This window comes from Chitinophaga sp. RCC_12, assembly GCF_041360695.1.
Taxonomy (GTDB): Bacteria; Bacteroidota; Bacteroidia; order Chitinophagales; family Chitinophagaceae; genus Chitinophaga.
The window spans coordinates 18,796-41,958 of sequence record NZ_JBFUPS010000004.1 but is presented as its reverse complement, the minus strand read 5'-3'; the positions used below and the strand labels follow the sequence as shown (position 1 = coordinate 41,958).

Annotated in this window: 23 protein-coding genes; 18 read left to right on the top strand and 5 right to left on the bottom strand. The window is 49.1% G+C overall.

All coding sequences use genetic code 11. The features are described from left to right. Positions 1-69: 69 nt before the first annotated feature. Positions 70-306, bottom strand: a complete 237-nt coding sequence (locus AB6805_RS13400; protein WP_370909928.1) for a hypothetical protein — start codon at positions 304-306, stop codon at positions 70-72. A gap of 456 nt (positions 307-762) precedes the next feature. On the opposite strand from AB6805_RS13400, the gene AB6805_RS13395 reads away from it, so the two are divergent. Beyond that, positions 763-1,683 carry a helix-turn-helix transcriptional regulator gene (locus tag AB6805_RS13395; protein WP_370909927.1) on the top strand — a complete coding sequence of 307 codons (921 nt, stop codon included), beginning with the start codon at positions 763-765 and terminating at the stop codon, positions 1,681-1,683. 45 nt (positions 1,684-1,728) lie between these two features. Here the strand turns inward: AB6805_RS13395 and AB6805_RS13390 are convergent, their stop codons facing one another. Next, positions 1,729-2,814 (bottom strand): family 20 glycosylhydrolase, encoded by a 1,086-nt coding sequence (locus AB6805_RS13390; protein ID WP_370909926.1) that lies wholly within the window; start codon positions 2,812-2,814, stop codon positions 1,729-1,731. A gap of 142 nt (positions 2,815-2,956) precedes the next feature. Between AB6805_RS13390 and AB6805_RS13385 the strand changes: the two genes are divergently transcribed. Further along, the gene (locus AB6805_RS13385) at positions 2,957-4,042 is read left to right on the top strand and encodes an AI-2E family transporter (protein ID WP_370909925.1); all 1,086 of its coding nucleotides are present in this window, start codon (positions 2,957-2,959) and stop codon (positions 4,040-4,042) included. A 44-nt stretch (positions 4,043-4,086) separates the two neighbouring features. Here the strand turns inward: AB6805_RS13385 and AB6805_RS13380 are convergent, their stop codons facing one another. After that, positions 4,087-5,460, bottom strand: a complete 1,374-nt coding sequence (locus AB6805_RS13380; protein WP_370909924.1) for an ATP-binding protein — start codon at positions 5,458-5,460, stop codon at positions 4,087-4,089. Between the two features lie 4 nt (positions 5,461-5,464). Further along, a complete protein-coding gene (locus tag AB6805_RS13375; RefSeq protein WP_370909923.1) occupies positions 5,465-6,145 on the bottom strand; it encodes a response regulator transcription factor in 681 nt (226 codons plus the stop codon). A 143-nt stretch (positions 6,146-6,288) separates the two neighbouring features. Here AB6805_RS13375 and AB6805_RS13370 point away from each other — a divergent pair, with 143 nt between their 5' ends. The 3 genes from AB6805_RS13370 to AB6805_RS13360 are packed head-to-tail and all read left to right on the top strand — an operon-like array spanning position 6,289 to position 7,824. Then, positions 6,289-6,843: a GNAT family N-acetyltransferase gene (locus tag AB6805_RS13370; protein ID WP_370909922.1), complete on the top strand. Its 555-nt coding sequence runs from the start codon at positions 6,289-6,291 to the stop codon at positions 6,841-6,843. 9 nt (positions 6,844-6,852) lie between these two features. Beyond that, a complete protein-coding gene (locus AB6805_RS13365) occupies positions 6,853-7,347 on the top strand; it encodes an N-acetyltransferase family protein (RefSeq protein ID WP_370909921.1) in 495 nt (164 codons plus the stop codon). 60 nt (positions 7,348-7,407) lie between these two features. Next, on the top strand, positions 7,408-7,824 hold the full coding sequence (locus tag AB6805_RS13360) for an EamA family transporter (protein WP_370909920.1): 417 nt from the start codon (positions 7,408-7,410) through the stop codon (positions 7,822-7,824). A 224-nt stretch (positions 7,825-8,048) separates the two neighbouring features. Here AB6805_RS13360 and AB6805_RS13355 read toward each other — a convergent pair whose 3' ends face one another. Further along, positions 8,049-8,690 carry a helix-turn-helix transcriptional regulator gene (locus AB6805_RS13355; RefSeq protein WP_370909919.1) on the bottom strand — a complete coding sequence of 214 codons (642 nt, stop codon included), beginning with the start codon at positions 8,688-8,690 and terminating at the stop codon, positions 8,049-8,051. Positions 8,691-8,828: 138 nt separating this feature from the next. Between AB6805_RS13355 and AB6805_RS13350 the strand changes: the two genes are divergently transcribed. The 13 genes from AB6805_RS13350 (at position 8,829) to AB6805_RS13290 (ending at position 23,152) form a co-directional block, all read left to right on the top strand. Next, positions 8,829-9,398 (top strand): NADPH-dependent FMN reductase, encoded by a 570-nt coding sequence (locus AB6805_RS13350; protein WP_079467720.1) that lies wholly within the window; start codon positions 8,829-8,831, stop codon positions 9,396-9,398. Between the two features lie 56 nt (positions 9,399-9,454). After that, positions 9,455-9,781 carry a HesB/IscA family protein gene (locus AB6805_RS13345; RefSeq protein ID WP_370909918.1) on the top strand — a complete coding sequence of 109 codons (327 nt, stop codon included), beginning with the start codon at positions 9,455-9,457 and terminating at the stop codon, positions 9,779-9,781. Between the two features lie 13 nt (positions 9,782-9,794). Beyond that, positions 9,795-11,240 carry a Fe-S cluster assembly protein SufB gene (gene sufB / locus AB6805_RS13340; protein WP_370909917.1) on the top strand — a complete coding sequence of 482 codons (1,446 nt, stop codon included), beginning with the start codon at positions 9,795-9,797 and terminating at the stop codon, positions 11,238-11,240. Between the two features lie 42 nt (positions 11,241-11,282). Then, positions 11,283-12,047: a Fe-S cluster assembly ATPase SufC gene (gene sufC, locus AB6805_RS13335; RefSeq protein WP_370909916.1), complete on the top strand. Its 765-nt coding sequence runs from the start codon at positions 11,283-11,285 to the stop codon at positions 12,045-12,047. Positions 12,048-12,055: 8 nt separating this feature from the next. Further along, positions 12,056-13,375: a Fe-S cluster assembly protein SufD gene (gene sufD / locus AB6805_RS13330; RefSeq protein WP_370909915.1), complete on the top strand. Its 1,320-nt coding sequence runs from the start codon at positions 12,056-12,058 to the stop codon at positions 13,373-13,375. Between the two features lie 7 nt (positions 13,376-13,382). Then, positions 13,383-14,630 (top strand): aminotransferase class V-fold PLP-dependent enzyme, encoded by a 1,248-nt coding sequence (locus AB6805_RS13325; RefSeq protein WP_370909914.1) that lies wholly within the window; start codon positions 13,383-13,385, stop codon positions 14,628-14,630. 10 nt (positions 14,631-14,640) lie between these two features. Beyond that, entirely contained in the window at positions 14,641-15,069 is a 429-nt protein-coding gene (locus AB6805_RS13320) for a SufE family protein (RefSeq protein ID WP_370909913.1), read from the top strand. Continuing rightward, positions 15,066-15,377: a DUF59 domain-containing protein gene (locus AB6805_RS13315; RefSeq protein ID WP_370909912.1), complete on the top strand. Its 312-nt coding sequence runs from the start codon at positions 15,066-15,068 to the stop codon at positions 15,375-15,377. Before AB6805_RS13320 ends, AB6805_RS13315 begins: the two co-directional genes overlap by 4 nt. Positions 15,378-15,493: 116 nt before the next feature. Continuing rightward, the gene (locus AB6805_RS13310) at positions 15,494-16,807 is read left to right on the top strand and encodes an SWIM zinc finger domain-containing protein (protein ID WP_370909911.1); all 1,314 of its coding nucleotides are present in this window, start codon (positions 15,494-15,496) and stop codon (positions 16,805-16,807) included. Beyond that, a complete protein-coding gene (locus AB6805_RS13305) occupies positions 16,807-18,261 on the top strand; it encodes a DUF5691 domain-containing protein (protein WP_370909910.1) in 1,455 nt (484 codons plus the stop codon). The genes AB6805_RS13310 and AB6805_RS13305 overlap by 1 nt, the downstream gene beginning before the upstream one ends. A 25-nt stretch (positions 18,262-18,286) precedes the next feature. Further along, positions 18,287-19,366, top strand: a complete 1,080-nt coding sequence (locus tag AB6805_RS13300) for an AAA family ATPase (protein WP_370909909.1) — start codon at positions 18,287-18,289, stop codon at positions 19,364-19,366. 296 nt (positions 19,367-19,662) lie between these two features. After that, on the top strand, positions 19,663-22,023 hold the full coding sequence (locus AB6805_RS13295) for a DUF5682 family protein (RefSeq protein WP_370909908.1): 2,361 nt from the start codon (positions 19,663-19,665) through the stop codon (positions 22,021-22,023). After that, positions 22,013-23,152, top strand: coding sequence for a VWA domain-containing protein (locus AB6805_RS13290; RefSeq protein ID WP_370909907.1), 1,140 nt, complete (start codon positions 22,013-22,015; stop codon positions 23,150-23,152). Before AB6805_RS13295 ends, AB6805_RS13290 begins: the two co-directional genes overlap by 11 nt. The last annotated feature ends 11 nt before the right edge of the window (positions 23,153-23,163 follow it).

The following is a 23,163-nucleotide window of genomic DNA, read 5'->3' as shown; positions in this document are numbered from 1 at the left end:
GCCAACAAACCTAACTAAATATTGGCAAACCCGAAAGTAATGACATCAATACCAGGTGGATGTTATTTTTCAGCGCTGACTCTCTTTTTGTTTTCCATTATGCAGCTCATATTGTACCTTTCTGAGCTTCTCTTCCAGCTTATTGTATTTTTCCCTGGCTTCACGCAGCTGGAACTGCAACGAAGCCTCTTTCTGCGCCTGTTTTACCAGGTTAATATTAGCTACCCGCAGGGCCCTGAAATGGTGATACAGGATGGCCCAACCCAGCAGCAACAATAACGCTAAAACAATGATGACGGCTACCATAACATAAAAGGTTATACAATCAAATCAATCAAATATGCTAAACCATCGGCAAATGGTGTTGCGAAGGCCGCAACTCCATAACAGGATTGATAGGACAAAATCATTTAATGGCTATAAAACTGTGGGAATGCCCGACTGATGATCCAAACATGACACGACTGTTAAAGATATTCATTCCCGTAATTAACGGTTTGTCCATTTTAGCTTTTTCTGTTTTTTTTCTCCTCCGGAATCTCCTTCCAGGCAACAATTTTTCTACATATTATAAATTTATATGCTAAATACAAAATATATCATATTGAAAATCAACTTAATAAAATGATCCTGAAATTTACTTCTCCGGTAATCATAAAAAAATTAAATTAGAGATAATGTTCACGTAGCGATCTGCTTATCCAGGATGTAAATCAGCATGTACCGGATCCAATGAAAATCAACTAAAATCCCTCATATTTTATGGCCGCCCTTTTGACCAAAGAACAACTTGAAAATTTTGCTTTACAAGGGTTATCTTATGCAGATGATCACGTAAGTGATCCCTTTAATATCAGAGATGTGGCAGAACGCCTCGGCATCTCCTACTCCTACTTCTATCACAACTTTGTGAATTACATGGGAGAACCATTCTGGCACTATGTTAAAAGACACCGCCTGGAACTCGGTGCAGGCCTGCTCCGGCACAGTGGCTATAACATCGGTGAAATAAGCGAGTATTGCGGATACGCCACCACCGCTGCTTTCAGCAAAGCCTTTAAACTACACTTTAAAGAAAGTCCCAAAGATTTCCGTCGCATCATCATCCTGCCCAATGAAAACAGGACCCTGCAGATCACTAAAACCATCACCGCAGCTGTAGGTAGTGAAGCATTCCAGGAATTGTTCAATTATGATCGCTGTGAGAAAATCAGAATGCCGGACAGCATCCTGTACTACTCCTTCATTTCACGGGGCCAGGACCCGATCGCTGAAATGATCGCCCGCATGAACACCTATCATAGTCTGTTTAAAAAGATGCAGACATTATACGATCTGCCACAAAGCAGGATCATTACAGGTACCCTCGACGCCGTACCGGTAACCAACTATGAAAAGCTGTCGATGTTCGCCGGCCTGTTGATTCCAACGGCTGCAATAAACGCGCATATCCAGCTCACGAAAAACCACTCCTATCTCGCCACAAAACGGATAGCAGGTGGCAACTACCTCAAACTGCCGGTGCCAATGGACTTCGCCACAGCAGGTATGCCGATGTATAATTTTATCAGCATGAACTGTAAGGAAGGAATCTTCAAAATGAGCGGGAACCACTTCTTCATCTCGCTCGACGGCCCTCAATACTCTGAAATATTTATTCCGCTGCTCAAAAAACATTATTAAAAAGAGAACGGAATGACATCATTGGTCATTCCGTTCTCTTTTAATTTATTTGGTAAATACAGCCCGGAAACAATTGGCGCTCGTATTCACGGTATCTTTCTGCGGCTTGCCCGTTCCATAAAACTCATCCAGGAAGCCGGCGGCATCCGACCAAACCGTTTGCATCATTCCCTGGAAGCGGGGTTTCATTTCTTTGGTAGCACTTGCCCGGTAATCATACATATCCTTCAGCTGCAGCTTCGCATTGGCCGGCATCCTCCACGGACACGTAATCACCGACAATCCCTTCATCGCCAGGTATACCGGCGTTTTATCCGGACGCTCGTAGTGCCAGTCGCAAATCACCACATCCTTCGGAACCAGGTCCACCGCCCGATGCGTATTGTTCATACTCGCCTCCCAGGCGCCTAACCCCGTCAGCTTACCATCCAGCAACCGGTCGCCCCACATCCACAGCTCACGCCCCTGCTGCGCCAGGTGATTCCGGATCGTCCATACCTCCCCGGCAAATAATTCGGCCTTGTCCCGGCCGCCGCAACGCGGACATTTATCCTCGCCAATATAAAATACTTCATCCATGCCGGCATGAAAAGCGGTGCTCTCAAATACATCACAGATCTCATCCACCAACTCAAACACAATTTTATGTACCTCCGGATGCAACGGGCAATAGCTTTTGCAATACAACCCATCTGCATTTGGCCATACATATTTCGCCGGCATCTTTACCCACGGCGTTTCATCAAAATCAGGGTACACCTTCAGCAGGTTGGTAGTTGTACCCGCCCACGACTGGTGTCCCAGCAGGTTGATCTGCGGAATCAGCCGGATATTATGCTTACGGCAGGCTTGCACCAACTGCTTTACCTGCTGTTCGGTTAACCCGCCGGCATCACGCAGTTCCGGGTGCGACTTAAACTGGTAATTAAAATCAACCCGCAGCACCAGGGTATTGATGTGCCGCGGCGCCAGTTCTGTATCGATAAATTTCAGGAACGGTGCCAGTCCTTCCGCCCTGGGCGCCGCTATACAAAAACCGCGGACAGGTAAGGTGTCAGCCGGCAGGGGTTTTGCAAAGGAAAGGGATCCACTGCCGCAAACGAGCAGCAAAAGGGCAAACAGTTTTTTCATAACGCTTCAATTTTTACGGGCATGTCCGTAAAATAATAAAAGCGGTGCGCAACTGCAACCTTTTCACCGTAACAAATGTATAATCAGCATTCTAATGTTATACACTTTGATTTTTAATATCTTTGATAAAAGCACTACCTCTATGAACGAGATCAAACTACCGTTTACTGCCCGTCTCACTTTTACCCTGTTTTCGATTATCCTTATCATCTATATAGCTCATGTTGGCAGTGGTATCATCGTTCCGTTGATGTTTGCCATGCTCATTGCCATCATGCTGCTGCCCGTTGTTCATCAGCTGGAAAAATGGCGCCTGCCCCGGGGGATGGCAGCCATCATAGCGGTATTGCTGTTTATCATCGCCATCCTGTTGGTCATGCTCCTACTCGCCAAACAAATGGAAGCCTTCATCTCCGATTTCCCGCAACTGGAACAAAAGCTTACCCTGGTGATAGACTCCACCCAGGATTGGATCAATACCAGGTTTCATATCAACTCCAGCACACAAATGAGCTACGTGGAAAAAGCGATGATGGGTACCCTTGGAACCGCCACCAGCTTCATCAGTCAAACATTCCTGTCGCTTTCCTCCCTGCTGGTATTCGTTGTATTTGTATTCCTGTATGCTTTCTTTATCCTCTTCTACCGCAGGTTACTGGTATCTTTCCTGATCAAGATCTTCCAGGAACAACACCGCGAAAAATTACTCACCGTCATCGCCAGCACCCGCACCATTATTAAAAGCTATGTAGGCGGCCTGATGATAGAAATGGTGATAGTAGCCGTTCTCAATACCGCACTGTTCTTTATTCTTGGTATTAAATACGCTATCCTGCTGGGTGTAATGGCCGCTATCTTTAATATCATTCCTTATGTAGGGATCTTAACGGCCGCCATCCTTATCATCCTGGTAACACTGGCTACGGGTACGCCTATACAGGCATTGCAGGCAGGCATTGCCCTGTTCCTCATTCATGTACTCGACAGTAACGTGCTTTTCCCCAGCATTGTGGGTTCCAAGGTAAAGATCAACGCATTGATCACCATCATTGGGGTGGTACTGGGCAATATGTTATGGGGCATCCCCGGCATGTTCCTTGCCATTCCGACCATCGCTATTATTAAAATTATTTGTCAGAATATCGAAGAGATGACCCCCTGGGCTATTTTGCTTGGCGATGAATCCAAACCGAAAGTAAAGAAGGTGAAAGTGGTGAAGAAAGACTAAACCATAAATATCGTCGTTGCCGCAGCGGTCCGGACTAACAAACCTTACAGCCATTTACCGGCCGGAGGAAGGAAAATATTAAAGGTGGTTCCCTGCCCTAACACGCTGCTCACCGTGATGGAGGCCTTATGCAGGTACAGAATCTTTTGCGTCATGGATAAGCCAATGCCATACCCCTCGAAGGAATGCGCATTATCTGCCCGGTACAGCGGCATAAAGATCTTTTCGGTATCAGCTGCCGCAATACCAATACCACGGTCGCTTACAGACAGGCTGATACCACTGTCGCTATAGGAAAGCCGGCAACTAACGTCACGGTTATACGAAAATTTAAATGCATTACGGAGGATGTTTTGCAACGCCAATGCCATTAGCGAACGGTTACCACGGATGCAAAGCAAAGCAGCATCGTCTGGCAGACCGCTGAGTTGTACGTGCAACTGCACCGGCGGCGATTTATGACGCCAGTATTCCGCCAGGTCCCACAATAACTCGTCCATCCGGATCAGCTCACTGTTGGCTTCGGTAAGATTGGCATCTACCCGTGTAAGCTGCAACAGTCCATCCGTAATGATCTTCAGTTTCTCCGATTCACCGAGCAACGTACCCAGCGTTTGTATATATTCTTCCCGGCTACGGTTGTTCTGAAGCGTTACTTCTATCTCCCCGATAATAGTAGTTAATGGCGTACGCAACTCGTGGGAGGCATTGGATGCAAAAGAACGCTGCATATCAAAAGCCTGTTCCAGGTGTTGCAACAGGCCATTGAAATTAGCAGCCAGTTCATCTATTTCATCTTTATTCAATCCCTGCTGCACGCGCAGGTGCAGGTTGTTGGAGCGGATCTTTTGCACCTGCCGGTTGATGCTTTTAATAGGTTCGAGCGCCCGGCTGGCATACCACTGTCCCATCAGGAAGGTGATCAGCAGGGCAACAAAAAACATCACGACCAGTATCCATAAAAGATATTGCAGTTGCTGGATGCCCGCCGTATTACGCGCGGTTACTATCACCACAAAATCGCCCTGGTTATCGGGATAATAAATCCCCAGGCCCGACTCTTCCCGGAAAACGAAACGGTACACTTCCTGGTGACGGATGGTTTCCAGCAGCGACACCGGCCAGTTATACCTCGTTTTTTCAATGAACACCGCCTGGTTGTGCTGATCGTAAATATTACTGGATTCATCGGGTATCCGTTCCCGGTAGCTCTTTTCTATTTCAAGAAATTTCTTCTTCGTCAGCTCGTCCTTTTCCAGGTACACCTGCGCAGTTACCAACGCACGCATCTGCAACAGCTTATAAAAACTGTTCCGGATGTATTGGGCAGATAACAGGTATATCAGTACGAAAACAACCGTAAGGATAATACCTGAAATCAAAGTAAACTGCAGTGATAGCCGGTGCCGGATCTTCATAAGCTTATTTCTGTTTCATCACATAACCCATCCCCACTACGGTATGGATCAGCTTTTCACCGGTAAAGCCTTTTTCAATTTTATTCCGGAGATAATTAACATATACATCAATGGTATTGGTGCCCGTGTCGAACTCGAGTCCCCACACGGCTTCTGAAATAAGCGCCCGGGACAGCACCCTTCCGGTATTACGGAGCAGCAGCTCCAGCAACGCATACTCTTTCGCCGTAAGCACAATTTCCTGCCCCTCCCGGCTGGCAGTTTTGGAATGGGTATCCAGTTGAAGATCCGCAAACCTAAGCACCGCAGGCTCCTCGTGGAAGTGGCTTTTCCGTCTCGACAACGCATTGATACGCGCCATCAGCTCTGAAAAATGAAAAGGCTTGGCGAGATAATCATCTGCACCTGCATTGAGTCCTTCTACAATATCCTCCGTGGCATTTAACGCGGTAAGCATTAATACAGGGACACTGATTTCCAGCGCACGCAGTTTTTTACATATAGCCGTTCCGTTTATACCCGGCAACATCAGGTCCAGTAAAATGAGATCATAGTCGTGTTCCAGCGCCGCCTGCTGACCGGTAATGCCATCCGTATGCACATCCACATGGTGGTGATGCTCTTCCAGCCCTCGTTTGATGAAAGCCCCCACTTTTACTTCATCTTCTATAACCAGTATGTTCATATCAAAAAATTATAAGCAATAACCCCTGCAAAAGTAGGACTGTTTATCCGGGCAGGCATTAAAGCGGGATTAAAATCAAGGTTCCTATGGACATTTTCGCAATATCTGTTAGCTTTGCCCCAACCTAAACCGGCAACCGTATCATGCATTTACCCGTTTTAAATACCGGCAACCTGGTACTGAGACCAATAGACGAAAAAGATACCGCCGCCCTGTTCAGGCATTTTTCGGATGATGCCGTCACAAAATATATGGACATTGATTCATTTTCCAATATCAGTGAAGCCACACATATTATACAGTTTTTCCGTCAAAGCCTGGAAAAGGAAGAAGGCATGCGATGGGCCATCACACTGGCCGGAAAGGATGAACTGATAGGCACCTGCGGGTATCACAAAATCAACAAAACACATTTCAAAGCGGAAATCGGCTACGACCTGAAACCCATCTACTGGGGCAAAGGCATTATGAAAGAAGCGATAAGCGCCATGCTCAGTTATGGCTATGAAGAATTGCAGTTCAACCGCATTGAAGCCTTTGTGGACCCGGAAAACCAGGCGTCGTCCAAACTGTTAAGCCGGCTGGGATTCCGCTACGAAGGTTTTTTAAGAGATGCTTTTTTTGAAAAAGGAAAATTCGTAAATGCGGAACTCTACAGTCTTCTGAGACACGAACATACACGCGAATCTATTTTCTAATATTATATCATGAGCTTACAATTCCGGCATGCTACAGAAGCCGACCTGCCAAGGATCGTTGAAATTTATAACACCACTATCGCCAGCAGAATGGTGACTGCCGACACCTCTCCTGTTACTGTTGAAAGCCGGCTGCCCTGGTTTCATGCGCACAACAATACCCTCCGTCCCCTGTGGATGATAGACGACAACGGCAGTAATGTGGGATGGATGAGCTTTCAGTCTTTTTACGGCCGGCCGGCCTACGACGGCACCGTGGAAGTAAGCATCTACCTCGATGAAACGGTGCGTGGCAAGGGATTAGGCAAAAAAATACTGCAACATGCCATTACCGTAGCGCCGGAATTTGGTATACAAACGTTGCTGGGCTTCATTTTCGCGCACAACGAACCTAGTCTGAAACTGTTTCTGAATATGGGCTTTGAAGAATGGGCGCACCTGCCGGAAATTGCGGTGCTGGACGGAGTGGAAAGAAGTTTAAAAATTTTAGGGAGAAAGATCTGATTCCGGCTACAACATTCCTTCAGTTTTCCGGGATAATTTACAAACCGTAAAAGGAAAATTATGTGGTGGTTTTATGCATTACTATCCGCTTTCTTCGCGGCCTTAACCGCTATCCTTGCCAAAATCGGGGTAGCGGACATCCCTTCCAACCTGGCTACCGCCATCAGGACCCTGGTTATATTGGTATTGGCCTGGGCCATTGTGTTTGCAAGGGGGGAATATAAAGGCATTGGCGCCCTGTCCAAACACGCACTGCTCTTTCTCATCTTATCCGGCATCGCAACCGGCTGTTCCTGGATCTTTTACTTCAAAGCGCTCCAGATCGGCAAAGTATCACAGGTGGCCCCCGTAGATAAGCTCAGCGTAGCGCTCACCATTCTCCTCTCTGCCATCTTCCTTCACGAAACACTCACCCTGAAAACCGCCATCGGCGCCAGCCTCATCATCGCCGGCACCCTGGTGCTCATCCTGAAATAACAGTCTCACGCGGAGGTTGTCTTTCTCGCTGATTACGCTGATTATACTGATTAGTTTGATTTTTACTTTTGGATTTTATAAAGGATTAAGGGAGATAGAAGCGGATATATTTGCTTTTATCTCCCTTAATTATTATAAAAAATCTTAAAATCTTAAAAAAATCCAAAAGTAAAAATCAAACTAATCAGTATAATCAGCGTAATCAGCGAGAAAGACAAAATCCGCTACTCCGCCTCTATCTTATACACACAACGGCGGGCGCCGTTGATAATGTGCTCCATCCGCGACACATTCATTTTCTCCCCGAGTATGCTCACAAACGTTCGCATTTCGGAAGTACAGATATTGTCGCATTCTGTGGCAGCGCAGCAAATGGGACAGTGATTCTCTATAAAGTAATACGTATCGCCTTCTTTTTTCCATTCAGCCAGGTAGCCTTCGCCGGAGCGGATGGCCGCAAACGAGGTGAGCCGGTTTTCAATACCGTTAACGCCTTCCAGGGCGCTGCTGTATTTTTCCAGCTGGCTTTTCTCCCGGGCGTTTACCACATTATCGAGCGCTTCCTTACCCAATACCGTTTTAATGGTCTGGATCAGCTGAAGGGTGAGTTCGGTATGTGTGTCAGGGAAACGGGCATTACCCAGGGGGGTAAGACTCCATATTAAAACTGGGCGCCCTACGCCTTTGGAAGCACTTTCCGACTGCACCAATCCTTCTTCTGCCAGTTTAAGCAGTTGAAGCCTGGCACCCTCTCCGGTAATACCCAATTCATTGGCCAATTCAGCTGCAGACAGCGGTCCCCGGGTCTTGAGCAACGTCAAAAACCGTTCGGCAGCATTCTTGGTTCGTATTGGATAATTTTCCAAGTTCTTACTTGTTTTATTCTCAAATATCGGTATTTTTGTGAAAGCTAAAAAAAAGATTTTGGGATTTTGGTGAGTTTATGAGATCCTTCATCAAAATTTAATCTCATAATCATTTAAATCTCTAAAAGTTAAATATTAATGAACGTCCTGATATTTAATGGTGCGATAGATGACCGTCCTTATGCCACAGCAAACCAGCTGGCGGTGTATCTGACGGAACAGTTAAAAGAGAAAGGATTTTCCCCGGAGATCTTTAGTCTGGGTAACGCCCAGATCCCCTTTTTCTCCCAGGCCGAGGCAGGAACGAAACCACCCGCAGTAGATGCCATGTGCAAAGCTTTTTGTAAGGCAGACCTGCATATCTGGATGACTCCTTTATATCATGGCAGCATGACCGGCGCCATGAAAAATTGCCTGGACTGGCTCGAGATGACAAGCAAGAACCAGCGTCCTTATTTAACAGGAAAGGTTGTAGCTTTGCTGTCCTGGGCGGACGGCACCCAGGCCATGCAGGGTATAAATGCGATGGATGCAGTGGCAAAGGCGCTAAGGGCTTGGGTTTTACCATATTCCCTGCCCATTTTGAAAGACAACCTGTATGACCCCGAAACCCGCGGGTTCACTGAGTTCTATAAAAATAAACTGGATACGATGGTGCAGTTACTGTGTGCGGCTAAATCGCATGTAGTGGCTGGTATTGAAGGATAAACAGATAAGGATAGGCCGGGAAACCGGTAAATAGCTAATTAAAACAAATTCTGAGTATGATAACCGTTTCAGAAAAAGCAGGAGAATATATAAAAGCGCTGATGGAAAAAGAACATCATGCGCCGGGCACCTTTGTACGGGTAGGCGTAAAAGGTGGTGGCTGCTCTGGTCTTGAATATGTGATGAAATTTGAAGCAACCGAAGAAGAAGGCGACCAGATTTTTGAAGATAAAGGCGTAAAAGTGGTAGTACAAATGAAAAGCCTCCTGTACCTGTATGGTACAGAACTGGACTATTCTGATGGACTCAACGGAAAAGGCCTCTACTTTAATAATCCAAATGCAACCAGAACGTGTAGCTGCGGCGAAAGCTTTGCGGTTTAAATATTAAACTTGTATGATCAACAGTAACGAAATAATTGATGATATAGCCAATAAGGAGTACGAGTTTGGCTTTAGCACCGATATTGAAATGGATATAGCTCCTCCGGGGCTGAATGAAGATATCATCCGTTTTATTTCGGCGAAGAAGAATGAGCCTGAATGGCTGCTGGAATGGCGCCTGAAGGGATTTGCCGCGTTTAAGAAAATGGAATTCCCGAAATGGCAGCACTTTGAAATGCCTAAGCTTGATCTGCAGGCACTTTCCTATTATGCCGCACCAAAGAAGAAAATACAGCTCAATAGCCTGGATGAAGTAGATCCGGAACTGCTGGCTACCTTCGCAAAACTGGGTATTCCCCTGAATGAACAGAAAGCCCTTACCGGTGTAGCCGTGGATGCCGTTTTCGACAGCGTTTCCGTAGCTACCACTTTCAAAGGAAAACTGAAAGAAATGGGCGTCATCTTCTGCTCTTTCGGTGAAGCAGTACAGGAACACCCCGACCTGGTAAAGAAATACCTGGGCAGCGTGGTTCCCCATACGGATAACATCTTCGCAGCACTCAACGCCGCCGTATTTTCCGATGGCTCCTTCGTTTACATTCCCAAAGGCGTACGCTGCCCGATGGAACTGAGCACTTACTTCCGTATCAATGCACAGAACACCGGACAATTTGAACGTACCCTGATCATCGCAGACGATAACAGCTATGTAAGCTACCTCGAAGGTTGCACCGCTCCCATGCGTGATGAAAATCAACTGCACGCCGCAGTAGTGGAACTGATAGCACTCGAACAGGCTGAAATAAAATACTCTACCGTACAAAACTGGTATCCCGGTGATAAAGACGGTAAAGGCGGTATCTATAACTTCGTTACCAAAAGAGGGATCTGCAAAGGCGCTGCCAGCAAGATCTCCTGGACACAGGTAGAAACCGGCTCCGCTATTACCTGGAAATATCCCAGCGTAATCCTGCAGGGCGATCACTCCGAAGGTGAATTTTACTCCGTGGCAGTAGTCCGTAACAAACAGATCGCTGATACTGGTACCAAGATCCACCACATCGGTAAAGGCACCAAAAGCCGCATCATCTCCAAAGGTATTTCCGCCGGCAGAGGCGATAACAGCTACCGCGGCCTGGTATCCGTTGGGCCACGTGCCGATAACGCACGTAACTTTACCCAGTGCGATTCCCTGCTCATCGGTAACCAATGCGGCTCCCACACCTTCCCGTACATCGAATCAAGGAACAAAACAGCCATGATCGAACACGAAGCCACCACTTCGAAAATCGGGGAAGACCAGATCTTCTACCTGAACCAACGTGGCATCGACAGCGAAAAGGCAGTTGCCCTGATCGTAAACGGCTATGTGAAGGAAGTACTGAACCAGCTCCCGATGGAGTTTGCAGTAGAAGCGCAAAAATTATTATCTATTACACTTGAAGGAAGCGTTGGATAACTCATTATCCAATTAATACATACAGAACGAAATAAAACAATCATGCTGACGATTAAAAATCTGCACGCAGAAGTAGAAGGGAAAAAAATTCTGAAAGGCATTAATCTCGAAATAAACAAAGGAGAAATGCACGCTATCATGGGACCTAACGGTTCCGGCAAAAGCTCACTGGCTTCTGTTCTGGCGGGACGTGATAACTACACTGTCACCGAAGGTGAAGTTTGGTTCAACGGCAAAAATCTGCTGGATATGGCTCCGGAAGAACGCGCCCGCGAAGGTGTTTTCCTCGCTTTTCAATACCCCGTAGAAATTCCAGGTGTTTCTAACCTCAACTTCCTAAAAACCGCACTGAACGAAATCAGGGCGTATAAAGGCCTCCCGGCCCTCGAAGCCAGGGAATTCCTGAAGCTGACCAAAGAAAAACAACAACTGGTCGATTTCCACTCCAACCTGATGAACCGTTCCCTGAACGAAGGATTCAGCGGTGGCGAAAAGAAACGTAACGAAATTTTCCAACTCGCTATGCTGAACCCACAGCTCGCCATATTGGATGAAACAGATTCCGGACTGGATATCGATGCACTGCGTATTGTTTCAAATGGTGTAAACAAATTACGCGATGCAGAAAAATCTTTCGTAGTGATTACTCACTATCAACGCCTGCTGGAGTATATCATACCTGACTTTGTGCATGTATTATACAACGGCCGTATCATTAAAACCGGTACCAAAGAACTGGCACTGGAACTCGAAGAAAGAGGATACGACTGGCTGAAAGAGGAATTACATTTGAAAGAATCTGTATAAAAAGAACTATGACAAGCGATATGATATTGCCATTTTACCAGGCGTTAACAGAAGATGTAAATGCACTGTCGGCACAGGCTCCCTCCCTCGCTACCGATACGCTGCAGGACATCCGCCGCAAGGCGCTGGAGCGTTTCTCTGCGATAGGCTTACCTACGCTGAAAACGGAAGCATGGCGCTACACGAATATTCAGCGCTACCTGAAAGAATTTCCTTATGAACTGCTCACCACTGCTTCGCCCGTTGCGGAAGAAGTAGTAAACAGCACCGCTATTCCTGAACTGGACTGCTACCGCATTGTGCTGGTAAATGGCCACCTCCAGGCGGATCAGTCTACCCTGCCGCAAGGCAAAGGTATCACCGTTGGAGCCATGAGTGCCCATACCACCACACCAGGCTTTGTTACTTATTTCAACGAACAGCACCACCTGGCCGCAGAATCACTGGCACAGCTCAATACAGCCCTCTTCGCAGATGGCCTGTATATCGAACTGGCCGCCAACACCGTGGTCGATAAACCCATACATGTAGTAAACGTTTACTCCTGTACAGCGCATGCCTTCATTCAGCCACGCCACCTGTGGATCCTGAACAGAAACGCTGCCGCCACCATCATCGAAACTTCCATTCACCCGGAAACCGCTGCCATCGCTTTTGCGAACAGTGTACTGGAAACCGTGGTACTGGAAAATGCAGAACTGTGGCACTATAATGTACAACAGGGCGCCGAAAGCTTCCGGGAAGTACATACCACTGCTGCACAGCAACACAAAGACAGCCGTTACCACCATTTTAATTTCACCCTGCCAAACACCCCGTTCACCCGTAACAACCTGAGCGTGGCCCTGAATGGCAGTCATACCGAAACTAATCTGAACGGTTTATATATTGCCAGCAAACACCAACATGTAGATAACCATACCTTTATGGATCACATCATGCCGGACTGCAACAGCAACGAACTGTACAAAGGCGTACTGCTCGATAACGCCAACGGCGTATTTACCGGCAAGATCCTTGTACACCAGGAAGCACAGAAAACAAATGCTTTCCAGCAGAACAATAACCTCCTGCTCGGTACCAAAGCGGACATCAATTCACAGCCTCAGCTGGAAATTTATGCCGACGACGTAAAGTGCAGCCACGGTTTTACTGCCGGTCAGTTCAGTGAAGAGTCCATGTTCTACCTCCGCTCACGCGGTATCGGCGAAGATGCGGCAAAAGCACTGATGGTAAACGCCTTCTCCCACGACATCACAGATGCAGTGAAGGTGCCTGCCCTGCAACATTTCCTGCAGACGCAGATTGCGGAGATCATGAATAACTAATTTTACGATGGAACATATTGCTAACATCATAACCGACGGCCTGGACGTAAAGCAGATCAGAAAGGATTTTCCTATCCTGCAACAACAGGTACATGGTAAACCGCTGGTATACTTCGACAACGGAGCTACCACGCAGAAACCACAGGTTGTAATAGACACGGAAGCCCGCTATTACGAAGAATATAACAGCAATGTGCACCGGGGTGTACATCACCTGAGCCAGGTAGCTACCAACGCATACGAAAAAGCCCGCATCACCATTGCAGGTTATATCAATGCCGCAGACCCGCATGAAGTCATCTTCACCGCAGGTACCACCGCCGGCATCAACCTGGTAGCCAATACCATGAGCCGCCGCTTCCTCCAGCCGGGCGACAGCGTCATCATTTCCGCCATGGAACACCATAGTAATATAGTGCCCTGGCAGATAGCCTGCGAAGAAACCGGCGCCACACTCAAGGTAATTCCTATCAACGACCGCGGCGAACTCCAGATGGACGCATACAAAGCCATGCTGGATGATTCCGTGAAAATAGTAGCCGTTACCTACGTTTCCAATACCATGGGAACCGTAAACCCGGTACAGGACATTATAACGTTAGCGCATGCACGCAATATACCGGTACTGCTCGATGCCGCCCAGGCGATCCAGCATATCAGTATCGATGTGCAGGCACTCGACGTGGATTTCCTGGCTTTCTCCGGCCATAAAATTTATGGCCCTACCGGCACCGGCGTACTCTATGGCAAAAAAGAATGGCTCAATAAACTGCCCCCCTACCAGGGCGGCGGCGATATGATTAAAACCGTTACTTTCGAAAAAACAATCTATAACGAACTGCCGTATAAATTTGAAGCCGGTACCCCCAACATTGCCGGTGGCATCGCATTGGGCGCGGCTATCGAATACCTGCAGCAAACCGGGATCTCCAAAATCCAGCAATGGGAAGAAGAGCTGATGGAATATGCCATGCAGGAACTACGCCAGATCGATGGCATTCGTTTTATCGGAGACGCCACAGAAAGAAGCGGTGCCATCTCCTTCCTGGTACACAACATCCACCCGTTTGATATGGGTGAACTGCTGGATCAGCAAGGCATCGCCGTAAGAACAGGACACCACTGCACCGAACCACTGATGGATATCTTTAAAATCCCCGGTACCGTGCGTGCATCCCTTTCTTTCTATAATACCAAAGAAGAAATAGACAAACTGGTAGCCGGCATAAAAAGAGCCGCCGCCATGCTTTTGTAAACAGGTGAATATGACGATTCAGGAAATACAGGAAGAAATAATATCCGATTTTTCGGTGATGGGCAGCTGGGAAGATAAATACGAATATATCATCCAGCTGGGTAAGGAATTACCGCTCATCTCAGAAGAATTTAAAACGCCGGACAATCTCATCAAAGGCTGCCAGTCACGCGTGTGGCTGCATACAGAGCTGAAAGACGGGAAACTGTTTTTTACCGGCGACAGCGATGCCGTTATCACCAAAGGCCTCGTAAGCCTGATGATCTATGTACTTTCCGGTCATACGCCACAGGAAATTGCCGCAGCAGACATTTATTTTATCGATGCCATCGGCTTGAGCAGCCATCTCTCCCCCACCCGCTCCAACGGGTTGCTGAGTATGCTCAAACAAATGAAGCTGTACGCCATCGCCTACCAGGCTAAAATTAATCAGCAATGAGTGAAGCAATATTAAGAGAACAGATAGAAGCACAGCTCAAAACCGTATTCGACCCGGAAATCCCGGTGAACATATGGGAACTTGGACTGGTATACAAAGTAAAGATCAAGGAAAATAACAGGATCGGTATCGATATGACCCTTACCGCTCCCGGCTGCCCCGTAGCCGGCGATATTATCCGGGAAGTAGATGAAAAGATAAGAAATATAGAAGGCGTTTCCGATGTGGATGTGCACCTTACTTTTGATCCACCCTGGACAAAAGAAATGATGAGTGAAGAAGCTAAACTGGAACTCGGCTTTCTGTAAAACAACCTAATACTTACATACTAAAACCAAATATCAGATACACTGCGTAGTGTTACCTGATATTTGGTTTTTTATTTTATGGAATTATTTACTTTGCGCTTTAAATCGTTAATCCATTGAACCTATCCGACGAACAAGTGCTTGCTATGGCGCCTGATGAATCTTCCCGTAAATCCGGGAAGGACCTGGCTAACCCGGCTAAATGGGTTAGTAAAGGCGTCAGCGATATAGCGTTATGGGGCGAATGCCAGGGCAGCGGCAGCAAACCATACCAGACACAGATAGACACCGGCAACATGGCATTCAAATGCAGTTGCCCCAGCCGTAAGTTTCCTTGCAAACACGGACTGGGCCTGCTGTTGCTCTACTCCAGACAACGGGCTTCCTTCCCGGAAGCAACACCGCCCTCCTGGGTAAGCGAATGGCTCGCCAAACGCGCCGAAAAAGATGAGAAGAAAAATACACCCGCCACTGCAACAGAGAAGCAGCCGGATACCTCCGCCCAGGCCAAAAGGCAACAAGCACGCATGCAGAAAGTAAGCGACGGCGCCGCAGAACTCCTCCGCTGGATAAAAGATCTCGTGCGCAACGGTATCATGGACATGCCCGAAAAAGATCCGGCTTTCTTCGAAAATATGATCCGCCGCATGGTAGATGCACAGGCCCCCGGCCTCGCCGCCATGATGCGCGAACTGGCAGACATCAGCTACTTCCACGACGGATGGCAGTCCGTTTTCATCACCCAGCTCACACGCATTTACCTCGTTATACAAGGCTATCAGCACCTCAGCGATCTCCCGCCCGCACTGCAGCAGGATATCCGTACCCTCGCCGGTTTTTCTACCTCACAGGAAGAACTGAAGGAACAAAACGGTATCACCGACACCTGGCAGGTACTGGGAAAACAAACTACGGAGGAAGACCGCCTCGTGGTGGAACGCTACTGGCTATACGGCATAAATACCAAACGTCCCGCACTGATACTGCAGTTTTATGTACGCGGACAAAGCACCATCGCCAATACCCTCACGCCCGGCAACGCCATCAATGCGGAACTGGTATTTTATCCTTCCGCAGCACCGCTGCGCGCACTGATCAAACAACAGGTAACAGTGCCGGCAAACCACACCTTCAACGGCTACGCCGGATGGCAGGAAGTAGTAACCGCACAAACCGCCATCAATGAAGTATTGCCCCTGTATAACGACCAGGTATATACGATCGCAGACCTTACCCCTGTCTGGCACGCGGATCAATGGTGGCTACAGGACAGCCGCCAGCAACTGATGGCCATGAAAAAAACTTTCCAGCACACCTGGAAATTGCTGGCGCTGAGCGGGGGAACACCCCTCCACATGGCAGTTACAGGTAAAGAAACCCAATATGAACCCATTGGCGTTTGGCATGAACAGGAATATAAAATATTATAATGGAGCACTGGCATCAACTCATTAATACCGCCTTGCTGGGCACCGCTAAAAAGCCGGTGGATAGCACCGGTATGAACGGCCCCCTGCAACAGGCAGCCCACACCATCCTCGCAGGCGCGGATACAGATAAAGAAGATAAGTTCCTGCAACTGGCAGCAGTGCTCTACAACTACCGCCTGAGCGGTACGCAACCCGTTACCGCCAATGTAGCACCCATGAAAGTGTGCCCGCCGGAAACAAAACCTTATTGCAAGCCCGCCGCCATAAGAGTACTGCAACAGGTACTGGAAACCGAAAGCATCCAGCTGCTGCAGCTATGGCTCGAATACTGCGCCAAGGCGAATGTACTCCTGCCACCGGCGCAACTGCCCGTGATGCTCGACAAAGGCTGGCGGAATAAATCATTGCGCGCATTGATCGCCGCTACAGGCGGGCAACGTGCGGAATGGCTCGGGCACTTTAACCCCGACTGGAACTTTTCACGCGTAGCGGATACCATCGAAGACAGATGGCAGAACGGCGCCACCGCACAGCGTTTTGAAGCGCTGAAGGAATTGCGTGCAACCGATCCCGTTATGGCGCGCACCTGGCTGGAGCAATCCTGGCCCAAAGAAAGCGCGACTGTGAAAACGGAACTGCTCTCGGTACTGGAACAACCCGCTCATCCCGCAGATATTCCCTGGCTGGAATCACTGCTCACGGAAAAAAGCAAACAGGTAAAAGAAACCGCCACCCGCATCCTGAAAAAACTGCCCGGCTCCTCCCTCCACGAAAAATACTGGCAGATCGTGGCCGGCGCCATACAACTCGATGAATACGGCCAGGTAACCGTAGCGCTCCCGGAAATAACAGACGACAGCATCTTCCAGAGCGGCATCGAAAAACTCAGCAACGATAAAAGCATCACGGATGAAACACACATCCTCTACCAGCTGATCAGCTTCGTACACCCGGCCCGCTGGGAAGAACATTTTAACCGGAATACGGAAAGGGTCATCGCTCTCTTCCAGCTGCAGGAATCGCTGAAACCTTTTATCCCTGCACTGGTGCTGGCTATTGCCTGGTTTGAAGACAAAGCGCGCGCCGTTTCCTTTATGGAGCACAGCGAAACTTTTTATATAGATATCATCCCCCTGCTGCCGCCGGAACAACAACAGCAGTTCAGTGAAAAGTTCTTTGATGAACACCCGGACTCCATTATCCAGTACGCCTGCAACAACCAGGAAGAATGGAGCCTCCCATTGTGTACCCGGATCTTCAAATATGCGGCCACACAGCCTTACACCTACAATCAGCAATTCATGAATAATCATATCCGGCAAATACCGGTGGCGATAGCCGCTACCCTGGATGATATCACGCCCGTAGAGGCCTATCACACCGGTTACTGGAATAATATCAAAGTTCACCTGGGCCGGCTGCTCCAGGCAAAAAGCCAGATACAATCACTTTAAATCCAAACACATTAATCAACATACCATGTCAGACATTTTACGTTACCACGCCGAACAACTGTACGCACAGGAGCTGGAAGAACTGAAAAAAGACGACGCAGGGAAGCGTCCGCAAAACTGGTTACTGCCGCCACAAGCGGTAGTTACTTACCTGATCGGCGGGAAACTGAAGAACGGTTTTGAAATCACCCCTAAATATATTGGCAGCAAACGCCTCATGGAAATAGCCGTGGCTACCCTCGCCACCGACAGGGCACTGCTGCTGTATGGTTTGCCAGGCACCGCCAAAAGCTGGGTGAGCGAACACCTGGCCGCAGCCATCAGTGGCGATTCCACGCTCATCATTCAGGGCACCGCCGGTACCAGCGAAGAAAGTGTGCGCTATGGCTGGAACTATGCCCGCCTGCTGGCAGAAGGCCCTACCCGGAATGCCCTGGTGGAAACCCCGGTGATGCGCGCGATGCAGGAAGGCAAAATTGCCCGCATAGAAGAACTTACCCGCATCGGCGCCGATGTGCAGGATACCCTCATCACTATCCTGTCGGAAAAAACACTTCCCATTCCTGAACTGAATACGGAAGTACAGGCGACCAAAGGATTCAATATCATTGCTACCGCCAACAACCGCGATAAAGGCGTAAATGAATTATCCAGTGCGCTGAAACGCCGCTTCAATACCGTTATCTTGCCTGTTCCGGATTCGATGGAGGAAGAAATTGATATTGTAAGAAGGAGGGTGGAAAGCTTTGAAAAAACGATGGACCTGCCGGCAGAAAAACCTGCGGTGGAAGAAATCCGCCGCATCGTTACCATCTTCCGCGAACTCCGCAACGGCGTTACCCTCGATGGAAAAACCAAGCTGAAGTCGCCCGGCGGCACCCTCAGCACCGCTGAAGCCATTTCAGTGGTGAATAATGGTCTCACCCTGGCCGCCTGGTTCGGCGATGGCACCCTCAATGCTGCGGATCTCGCAGCCGGCATCATCGGCGCTGTCGTGAAAGATCCCGTTCAGGATAAACTGGTTTGGCAGGAATATCTTGAAACAGTGGTGAAAACACGGGAGGATTGGAAAGACGTGTACCGCGCCTGCCGTGACCTCGCTTAACAGCAGGTCCGCCTTTAAAGCGGGGATGAAGCGTATCAAGTCCACCTTTACTAAGGGTCAAAGCGGGGCATACGCCCTATCAAGTCCACCTTTACGAAGGGTATAAAGCATGGTTTAAACGCTGTTACCACGTGAAAACGCCTGCTTTACTACTTTAGTTTTTACTTTAATAGTGATTTCATAAATCAGTCATAATGTGCCTATTACACAATACTTGTTTAGAAATTACTTTCAGTATAATTTCCGGGAGATGCCGAACTGCTGGCACTCCATTCATTTGTTAATATGATAGACGTATGTCCGTACATATATTAGGTATCCGGCACCACGGCCCTGGCTCCGCCAGGAATGTAAAAGCTTTCCTGGAAGAGCTGGAGCCGGATATTGTGCTGATCGAAGGACCACCGGAAGCAGATGCCTTGCTGCAATGGGCTGGTCATGAAGAGCTGCAACCACCCGTGGCCATCCTGGCTTATCAGCCAGATAGTCCGCAGAAAGCCTGCTTCTATCCGTTTGCGGCCTTCTCACCGGAATGGCAGGCCATGCTGTACGCTAAAACCCACCGCATTCATGCCCGCTTTATGGACCTTCCCCTGGCCCATGTATTCGGCATGGAAAACGAAGCCGCGGCAAAAAGAGCAGCCGGCGCTCAAAAAGAGGAAGCTCAAAAAGAAGCAACTGAAAATACAACACCAGGGGAAGACATGCCTCCCGCGGAACTGAACTCCGCCTTGAATGCTGCCACAAAAGCATTCAACGCGGAAGAACTGGACCTGGAATTTCTCCCGCCATCCCCGCAGGACCCGGTCGCCCACCTGGCCCATGCCGCCGGCTACGACGACGGCGAACGCTGGTGGGAACATATGTTTGAATACCGCCTCGGACAGGAGCAGGTATTTGAGGCGGTGCATGACGCCATGCACGCCCTTCGGGAAGAACTCCCCCGTCGATATGACCGGAAAGAAGCCCTCCGCGAAGCCTGGATGCGGAAGTGCATCCGCCAGGCAGAAAAGGAAATGTTCCAGCGGATAGCCGTCATATGCGGCGCCTGGCACGCACCGGCGCTGCAAACCATGCCCAAACAAAAAGATGATAACGACCTGCTGAAAGGCCTCCCCAAAACAAAAGTGGAATGCACCTGGATACCATGGACATATAGCCGCCTCAGTTATGAAAGCGGCTATGGCGCCGGCATCCCCTCACCGGGATGGTATGAACACATCTGGGAATACCCTGCCGATGATGGTACCCGCTGGATGGCACTGGTAGCAAAGCTTTTCAGGGAGCAGCAACAGGATACCTCCGTGGCCCACGTAATGGAAGCGGTACGCCTGGCCAACGCCCTGGCGGCCCTCCGTCATTATCCCAGACCCGGACTGGAAGAACTCAACGAGGCCACCCTCAGTGTGCTCTGCAACGGGGAAAGTATCCTCATGCAACTGATCCGCGATGAACTGATTGTGCGCAACCGGATCGGGAAAGTACCCGCAGAAGTGCCTACGCCTCCTCTCCAGGCCGATATTTCCCGGTGGCAGAAAAAACTGAGGCTGCCGCAAACAGCCGACTTTAAAGACTATACCCTCGACCTCCGGAAAGACACAGACCTGGAAAGAAGTATTTTCCTCCACCGCCTGCAACTGCTGGAAATATACTGGGGAAAACGATTCGAGGTGTCCGGGAAAGGGACCTTTAAAGAACAATGGCGCCTCCAATGGGCCCCCGCCTTTTCCATTGATATCATTGAAAAAGGCAGTTGGGGAAATACCGTAGCAGAAGCTGCTACCAGCTTTGTTACCAACACCGCCAATAATACCGGCACCCTGCAGCAGGTATGTAAAATGCTGGAATCAGCTATCCCTGCAGAACTCCCCGCTGTAGTGGAAGTATTGATCCACCGGATCAACAACCTCGCTGCTGCTTCCGGCGATGTGCTCCAGCTGATGGAAGTAATTCCCTCACTGGTGAATATCAGCCGCTATGGCAACGTGCGTAAAACAGATGCGGCGCTGGTCAGCAACATCACCGAAAGCATGATCGGCCGCATCTGCATCAGCTTACCCGCTGCCTGCACCGCCGTTGCCGATGATGCCGCACTCCCGCTGCTGGATCTCTTCTTTGCCATGAACGACGCCATTAACCTCATACAGGATAATGCCCTCACCACCTCCTGGCAGGAAACGCTGCTGGCCATTTCCCGCAACGCGCAATCGGCCCCCATGATAGCCGGCTACGCTTCACGGCTGCTATTCGACGGCAAAATAATGACGGGGGAAACATTGGTAAAAGCTTTCAGTGTATCCATGTCCGTAGCCAATCCGCCCGCACTGGCAGCGGCCTGGCTGGAGGGCTTCCTCAGGGGCAGCGGCACCCTGCTGCTCCTGGATGAAGAGTTGTGGGGCATGGTGCATAATTGGGTTTCCCAACTGGAAAATGATATTTTCATACAGGTATTGCCGTTATTACGCCGCACCTTTTCTAACTTTACCGCCCCGGAACGAAAAAAACTGGGCGACAAAGTGAAACACGGCGGAAATGGAACCAGCATAAAAGCAACTACCACAGGGGATATAGATCATGACCGGGGCGCCCGGGGCATCCCCGTAGTGATGCAGCTGCTGGGATTTAAAGACGCTAAATTATTACCGGATGGAGCATGAAGAACAGGTTCGCAGGTGGCGGCTCGTGCTGGGTGGATCCCAGAATGACGGTACCTCCTTCCCGTTAAATAAAACGGACCTGCAGTTGGACAAAACACTGGAAGCCCTGTATGACAGCACCAGGCAGGGAGGACTAGGACCATCCTCTCCAAACGTAAGCCGCTGGCTGGGCGATATCAGGAGCTACTTTCCCGCCTCTGTAGTGCAGGTAATGCAACAGGACGCCCTCAAGCGCCTGAACCTCACCCAGATGCTCTTCGAAAAAGAGATGCTGGAAAACATAGAACCCGATGTACATATGGTGGCTACCCTGATGACTTTGAGCAAGGTTATCCCGGAAAAAACCAAAGACACCGCCCGGCAGGTAGTGAAAAAAGTGGTGGATGAACTGATGCGGAAACTGGCACAACCTACCCAACAGGCCATCACCGGCAGCTTAAACCGCAGCGCACGCAACCGGCGCCCACGGCATAACGAGGTGAACTGGCCGCTTACCATCCAGAAAAATCTGCAACACTATCAACCGGAGTATAAAACCATCATCCCTGAAACACTGATCGGGTACGGCCGCAAACGGTCGGCGCTAAAAGAAGTGGTATTATGCCTGGATCAAAGCGGATCAATGGGTACGTCTGTCGTTTATTCTGGTATCTTTGGGGCTGTAATGGCTTCTATCCCGGCGCTAAAAACGCAGATGGTGGTTTTTGATACCGCCGTGGCAGACCTTACAGAAGAATTGCAGGACCCGGTGGAACTGCTGTTCGGCGTGCAACTGGGCGGAGGTACAGATATCCATGCCGCACTGAAATACTGCGCGCAGATCATCACCAAACCGGCAGACACCGTACTGGTATTGATCACCGATCTCTTTGAAGGAGGAGATGAAAAAAATATGCGGAAACGCTTTACCGAACTTGCAGCAGCGGGTGTACAGGTAATCGTACTGCTGGCGCTGAACGATGAAGGCGCCCCCAGCTACGATCATGAGAATGCCCAATTCCTGGCAAACCTCGGAATACCCGTATTCGCCTGCTCACCGGACAAATTTCCGGAGATGATGGCCTGCGCATTGAGCAAACAGGATGTTGCACAATGGGCAGCAAAAGAAGATATTGTGCTGAAAAAATAATCTGAATCTAT